This window comes from Paenibacillus sp. HJGM_3, assembly GCF_045062745.1.
Taxonomy (GTDB): Bacteria; Bacillota; Bacilli; order Paenibacillales; family NBRC-103111; genus Paenibacillus_AA.
Window position 1 is genome coordinate 139347 of record NZ_JBJGED010000021.1, and the last position, 6768, is coordinate 146114.

The 6768-nt window shown below is 59.5% G+C and carries 6 protein-coding genes; 2 read left to right on the forward strand and 4 right to left on the reverse strand.

Translation table 11 applies throughout. From position 1 onward, the window contains the following. Positions 1 to 22: 22 nt before the first annotated feature. Genes ACI5FR_RS22145 through ACI5FR_RS22160 form a run of 4 tightly spaced genes read right to left on the reverse strand, consistent with a single transcriptional unit; the run spans position 23 to position 4317 of the window. Complete coding sequence (locus ACI5FR_RS22145) at positions 23 to 883, reverse strand: sugar phosphate isomerase/epimerase family protein (RefSeq protein WP_405458360.1); 861 nt, start codon at positions 881 to 883, stop codon at positions 23 to 25. Further along, positions 880 to 1908, reverse strand: coding sequence for a Gfo/Idh/MocA family protein (locus ACI5FR_RS22150; RefSeq protein ID WP_405458362.1), 1029 nt, complete (start codon positions 1906 to 1908; stop codon positions 880 to 882). Before ACI5FR_RS22150 ends, ACI5FR_RS22145 begins: the two co-directional genes overlap by 4 nt. A 60-nt stretch (positions 1909 to 1968) precedes the next feature. Then, complete coding sequence (locus ACI5FR_RS22155) at positions 1969 to 2982, reverse strand: Gfo/Idh/MocA family protein (RefSeq protein ID WP_405458364.1); 1014 nt, start codon at positions 2980 to 2982, stop codon at positions 1969 to 1971. Positions 2983 to 3009: 27 nt separating this feature from the next. Continuing rightward, positions 3010 to 4317: a neutral/alkaline non-lysosomal ceramidase N-terminal domain-containing protein gene (locus ACI5FR_RS22160; RefSeq protein WP_405458366.1), complete on the reverse strand. Its 1308-nt coding sequence runs from the start codon at positions 4315 to 4317 to the stop codon at positions 3010 to 3012. 200 nt (positions 4318 to 4517) lie between these two features. Here ACI5FR_RS22160 and ACI5FR_RS22165 point away from each other — a divergent pair, with 200 nt between their 5' ends. Further along, positions 4518 to 5498, forward strand: a complete 981-nt coding sequence (locus tag ACI5FR_RS22165) for a helix-turn-helix domain-containing protein (RefSeq protein ID WP_405458369.1) — start codon at positions 4518 to 4520, stop codon at positions 5496 to 5498. 58 nt (positions 5499 to 5556) lie between these two features. Then, the gene (locus tag ACI5FR_RS22170) at positions 5557 to 6537 is read left to right on the forward strand and encodes a GNAT family N-acetyltransferase (RefSeq protein ID WP_405458372.1); all 981 of its coding nucleotides are present in this window, start codon (positions 5557 to 5559) and stop codon (positions 6535 to 6537) included. The last annotated feature ends 231 nt before the right edge of the window (positions 6538 to 6768 follow it).

Here is a 6768-nt window from a genome sequence, read left to right on the forward strand (position 1 = left end):
TCCTGCTAACCGCAGCTTGGAATTAATAGCCTGCCTGGGCAAGCAGCGATTCGAGCTGAACCCGTGCCGCCCGGACCGTCTCATCGAGCTCCTCCGCCGTCGGCGCAGTCGCATTCGTCCCATCGACCCGCTCGACGACGATTGAGCCGGCGTAGCCGCCTTGCTTCAGCCGGCGGAACAGAGCGACGAAGTCCACATCGCCGTCTCCGGGAATCGGGAAGTTGTTCTCCGCCCGGCCGCCCTTATGATCCTTCGCGATGACCGAGGCGATGTCCCGGACGGGGAGCTTCTCCATATCGTGCACCGGATCGATGCCCTCGTAGTAGTGCACGTTGCCCGGGTCGTAGCTCGCCAGCACGTACGGCGAGCCGATCGAGGCGATCGTGTCGATCATGTGCTGGGCGGTGGCCGTGTTGCCCGTATGCGGCTTCAGCGTAACGACGATCTCGAACTCCTGCGCCAGCTTCGCGACCTCGCGGAACCGGTCGCGGAAGGCGGCGTACTTCACTTCCAGCTCCTCCTGCGGAAGCGGGGTATGGGGAAATTCTTGGAACCCCCATACGCCAAGCGACAGCAGCTCCGGGATCCCGAGAGCCTTCGCCGTCTCGAACCGCTTGCGGGCGCGTTCGATCGGCTGGCCGGGGGCGAGCTGGTTCGTGCTGACCAGCATGACCGGCTCGACGCCGTAGCGGTCGAACAGCCGCTGCAGCTTCAGGACGGCTTCCGAATCCTGCTCATCCGGTACCTCCTGCCCGGCGTGCGGGAGTCCGAAGGAGATGTATTTGTAGCCGGCCTGCGAGATGCCCTGCAGGGAACGCTCGAACGAATATTTGATATAGGGCAGCGTCATGCACGCGAGCTTAACTTGGCTTACCGCACTCATACGAGCACCCCAGCGTTCTCCACGAATATCTCGCGGCGCTCCTTCAGCGACTTGTACGCCGCTTCGGAGACGGCGATTACTTTCAACCCGTCCAATAGCGAAATGAGCGGCTTCCGGTCGTAGCGGATGCAGTCGATGAAATGCTGGTTCAGGCGCACCCACATGTCGTTCTCGCTGTACGCGATGCGCTGCTCCGGCTCTTTGTCCGCTTTAACCCGGATCTCGCCGTTGTTGTTCACGACAGTCAATTGTTCGGTTGCGACTCCGGTCATGTCGTACTCTACCCGTGTGATCCACGGCGTACTCACATGCCCGATGCCGCCGTTCTTGAATTTGAGCGATACGGTGAATGCGTCGGCTACGCTGCCCGGAGGCAGCAAGTATGTGCCGCCGTAGGCGAAGACGCTCTCGATGTCGCCGCACATCCACATGAGGATGTCGTAGTCGTGCGAGCCGTGGGAGAAGATCGGCCCCTTCGCGTTCTGATCGTCGAAATACCAGCTCGGCGTGTCATAGTAATGATCGCGGTATTTGTCATACACCTGCTGATTCGGGTCGAGGAAGTGCGTCCGCATCGACCACGCCTGCAGCGGCTTGCCGGCATCGGCCCGGTCGACGATTTGCTTCATCGTCCGGTAGCGCGGATCGAAGCGCAGCGGGTAGCCAACCATCGCCTTCAGCTCCGGATGGCGGTCGCCGGCCGCTACGATCTCGGCGCCGTCCGCCACGGACGTGGCGAGCGCCTTCTCCAGGAACAGATGCTTGCCGGAGTCGAGCACCGCCTTGGAAATATCGACATGCAGATGGTCTGGAGTTGCCACCCATACGGCGTCCAGGTCTTGCTTCAGCAGCTCCTCGTACGTATCATACACGGTTGCGCCCACTTCCTTCGCGAGCGACTCGGCCTTGCTCCGCGTCCGGTTGTGCACGGCCGTCACGGAGACGCCCGGCAGCGTATGGAGCGTTCTGGCATGCAGCGTACCCATTAATCCGCAGCCGATCAAGCCAACTTTGATAGGTTTCATTATCGATCCTGGTCTCCTTTATGTGGGATGGGAATGGTCTAATGGTCGGAATGGCGCGTATTACACGCCCGTTGTCGAAACCGGAACCCCGCCGTTCTCCGCCGCTTCGTACATCGCCCAGATCGCGCGCAGCGAACGCATGGCCTCGACTCCGTCGGTCTCCGGCGTAATGCCGTTCTGGATGCATTCCAGGAAGTGCTCGCACTCGTAGAACGCGTTCGTGCCCTCTTCCTTGGTCAGCGCCGGCACCGGCCCGAAAATCGTTTGGCGGCCTTCGGCATTGATCACTTCGATTTTGTTCATGCCGGCCTCGAGCACGATCAACCCTTCGGTCGTATGGATTTGCAGGAAGGACGGCATCGATTTGAACTTCATGCCCCAGCTCGTCTCCAGGTGAGCCACTACGCCGTTCTCGAACTGCATGAGACCGTGCGATGTGCCTTCGCCTTCCATCCACTCCGTGCCAACGCGGGTTCCGAGGGAGGTGATGGCCTTCGTGTTGCCGAACAGCCAGAGCAGCAAGTCCACGTAGTGGCAGCCGTGGCTGAACATGACGCCGCCGCCGAGCTGCGCCTTGCGGGAGAACCACGTGTTCGGCATCGGTTGCAGATAGGCCTGGATCCACAGGTTGACGCTGAACGGCTTGCCGTATTGCCCGCTGTCCAAAATCTCCTTCAGCTTGATGATCGCCGGCAGAAAACGCACGATGTACGCCATCATGAACGTTACGCCCTTCTCCTTCGCCGCTTCGATCGTCTTCAGGCAGTCCTCCTCCGTGTTCGCGAGCGGCTTCTCGAGCAGCACGTGCTTGCCGGCTGCAATCGCTTGCAGTGACTGCGGCGCATGCAGATGGTGCGGCGTACAGAGGCTGACGGCGTCGATGTCGTCGATGATGGTCGTCCAGTCGGTCGTCCAGCTGCAGCCGAGCTCTTCCGCGACTTTGGCCGCCTTCTCGGCGTCCAGGTCTACGACCCAGCGCAGGTCGGCGCGCTCCGACTTCGCATAGGCGTATGCGTGCTGCAGCCCCATATTTAATCCGACTACCGCGGTGCGGACTTTGTTCGATTGGCTCATTGTGTGTGTTCCTCCCTGTGGTCCCGGCTACTTGGCGGGGACTTGTTCGAATTGGTGCAGCAGCTCTACGGCTTTCTCGACGAACCGGTCGCCCGCGTCGGTCGCCAGCTTGCTGTTGTTGGTCGTGCGCGGCTCGTAGCCGCCTTGGTTGTACGCTTCCTTGACGCAAATGTAACCCCGTGCTGAGCCGTTGCACAGCTCATTGATCAGCGTGATCGGGAACGGCGACCGGCTCTTGATGCGGAGGCCGAATTCCACGAAGATCTCCGCCGGCAAGCCTACGATGCCGAGCTCGCCCAGTCGGACGGATTGAATCTCCACGTTCGTCGATCCGGGACCGGCCGCCTGGATGCCGCGGATTTGTCTTGCGAACGCGAGCTCCATATCGGATGCGGTCGACGCGTTCTGTTCCGCCAGCTCCGCAAGCTGAACCTCCCGGTCGGTCGGCGACCGGTATTCCACGTCGAAGAACGATTGCTTCACGTCGATAGCCAGCTCGCTCGCCAGGCTCGTAATTTTCTCCCGAACCTTCAGCACTTCCCCGGCCAAGATCGTCCCCATCCGGATATGATTCCGGCCATCCCGCGGCGTAGCGCCGCTTACATCGATGTGGTTGATGTTCCCGCAGGCACCTAGCATGAACAAGCTTACCGTCTTCTCGCCCAGAACCTGCTTAAGCGTACGGCTGAGAGCGCCCGGGAAATCCGCGCTGTACTCATTGCCGGAGACCGTGTCCGTATGGCAGGCATAGTTGGTCAGCACACCGATCGGTTCGCCCGTAGCGGCGTCGTCGATCCTGGCTACAATGACCTCGGGATCGATCGGGCCGGCCGGGCGGTCAATCTGCGGGTTGAGGATGCCCGGATTCGTCGTGACGCTGCCGTCTTTCATGTAAAACCGGCGATTGAAGGCGATGTTCGCCTCCTGTCCGACCCCGAATCCGATTCGGGCTTCCTTGCGGCCTTTGTACGCGAGGACGCCGGCGTCGCCCGCTTTTTGCGCCAGCCACACCATATAGTCCTCGTTCACCTTGCTGTTGAAGCCTTCCTTCACCGGAGGCCCCGTATGCGTGTGGGTCGCGGACACCATAATATGCTCCTGCGGGATGCCCGTTCCTTCTTGGATCCGGCTGCGGATTCGCTCCACGTCCCGGCGGGCCAGATCGATCGCATCGACCACGATGAAGACCACGGTCTTTTGCTCCGACTCGACGACGAGCGCCTTCGCGTACAGCTCATCCTTGATCCCGTTCGAGATGCGGTCCTTGAAATAGCCCGGAATCGAATTGCCGAGCGGAGGCGTAATACTCACTTCGATCATGCCGCATTTTAACAAGATGCATCGTCCTTTCTCTTAGGTTTCGCTAGGCCTGTTTGACCTTCATGTTAAGGGAAAATCCGGTCTTGGTCTTTACATAATCGGACTGACTTTTTGCACTTTTTGATCAGATATTGCACGTGAAAAATAGTTTCTTTTGTGCAAAATTTCGTTTACACTAGCTAGTAAGATGAGGCCGAGTCAAGGGGGCTTGCCGTATGGGAAAATTCGTCCGGGTGTCGCTGCACGAAGATATCGTCATCAACAAGCTTATCTCGTTCCACTACACCGAGCTGACCAAGGATTACGTGTACCCAGGCGAGAAGCACAACTTTTGGGAATTCCTCTACATGGACAAAGGGGAAGCGGAGATCAACATCGCCGACCGCAAGCTGCTCGTGAAGCAGGGCGAACTCGTCTTCTACTCGCCGAACGAGTTCCACAGCCTGCGGGCCAACCGCCGGGTCGCCCCGAACATCATGATCGTCAGCTTCGACTGCAAGTCGGAGGCGATGGGCTACTTCCGCAGCAAGCTGTTCAAGCTGAGCGACGAAGAGCAGCTGCTGCTGTCCGAGATGCTGCGGGAGGGCGCCCTCGCCTTCGACGTCGGCAAGCCGAGGAACGGCAATATCAAGAACAAGTCGCCGCGGGTTTTCGGGGCGGAGCAGCTCATTAAGCTGTACTTGGAAATGATGCTGCTCAAACTCGTCCGCAAGCAATCGGGCATCGTCACCGGGGGTTCGGAAGGGTTGCATTCGGAAAGCGTGGTGCCTGTAGGGTACGGTCCGGCTGGATTGGCATCCGGGGGCCGGGAGCCGGCGGCTCTGTCCTCTGCGGCCAAGCTGAAGTCCGACGCCGACATCTGTGCGGCGATCAAGGAGCTGTTGAATCAAAAAATCGGCGCGTCGATGAAGCTGGACGAGATCAGTCGCGGGCTCAATACGAGCAAGACGCGGCTGAAGGCGATTTTCAAACGTGAAACCGGATACACGATTCTGGAGTACTACAACCGGCAAAAGATCGAGCGGGCGAAGCGGTTCATCCGCGAGGAGAACATGAACTATACGCAAATCGCCGAGAAGCTCGGGTACAGCAGCATTCATTATTTTTCCCGGCATTTCAAGCAGGTGACCGACATGAGCCCGTCACAGTATGACAAAAGCTTGCGGGCACGAGTCCTGGATCGGTCTCCAAAGTAAGGCCGGACCGATTGGCATTTATTCATTTCACGTTATCCTAAGGAGCTGGGAAACATTTATGAGCCAAAGCCAAGTGACTTATACGATTCGACCTTTGAATGAATGTACGCTGGACGAAGCGGTTGCTTTATGGAACGAGGGCTTCTCGCAGTATTATTCCGACATGACGCAAACCGTGGAGAAATTCACGATCTATCTGGGCACGAAGCGTATCAACCCTACATTGTCCGTGGGTATGTTCATCGACGGCAAGCCCGCCGGATTCGTGCTGATCGCGACCCGCTCCGTGAACGGGAAGCTGATCGCCTGGAACGGCGGCACCGGCGTCAGCCCGGCGTTCCGGGGCATGGGCTTGGCTCGGCCGCTGATGAAGGCGGCGGTGGACAACATGCGGGCGGCCGGTGTGCATACCGCCTATCTGGAGGTCGTGAGCAAGAATGTGAAGGCGATTGCCGCTTATGAGGGTGCGGGCTTCCGGATCGTGGACGATCTGATCGGCATGAAGCGGGAAGGCGCTCTGAGTGGGGCTGGCGCTGGGGATGGCGCTGGGGATGCTGATGGGGCAGGTGCAGGCGTTGGGGCGTTGGCTGGGTTCGCCGCCGCAGGGTCGGACTCGGGGGCTTATGCGGTGCAACCGGGCCGGCCGGCCGAAGTGATTGGCCTTCCCTTCTACTTGCCGCACGTCCCTTGGTCCGGGCAATGGTTCCAGCTGCAGACGCATGGCGGCGAGTCGCTGCAAGTCCTGGATCGCGAGACCGGCGCCGCTGTAGGCTATGCGCTGTTCACGCGCCATTACAACGATCTGGGCGAGCTGAGCTCGATCGTGCTGCATCATTGCGAGGCCGACCCGGCCCGCGAGGACGGCGGCGCGATCGTGCGCGCGGCGCTGGCGCATGCGTTCGGGCCGCCGGATCGGGAGATCGGGCGGTCGGTCGACAACCTGCGCGCTTCGAATCCGCCGGTGCTCGCCGCGCTATCCGAAGCCGGCTTCGCGACGCTGTATGAGCAGAAGCTGATGGTGATGGAGTTTGCGGAGTAGGATGTGACGGTCGTGTGGTGACTTAGGGGGAAGTGGATGGCTTATGGGTTGGTGCGCTTGCTTACAATTTGTAAGGGTAAATTTACTATTTGAGCACCATTCCAGCCGTCCGCACCGCCTTGTAAACCAAAGTTTACAATTTGTAAGGATAGATGTTACTACTTAGGTTCCCTTTTCAAACTCCATAATATTGGTTAATAATTCCTAACCAAACCATGGAGCGATGGGGGA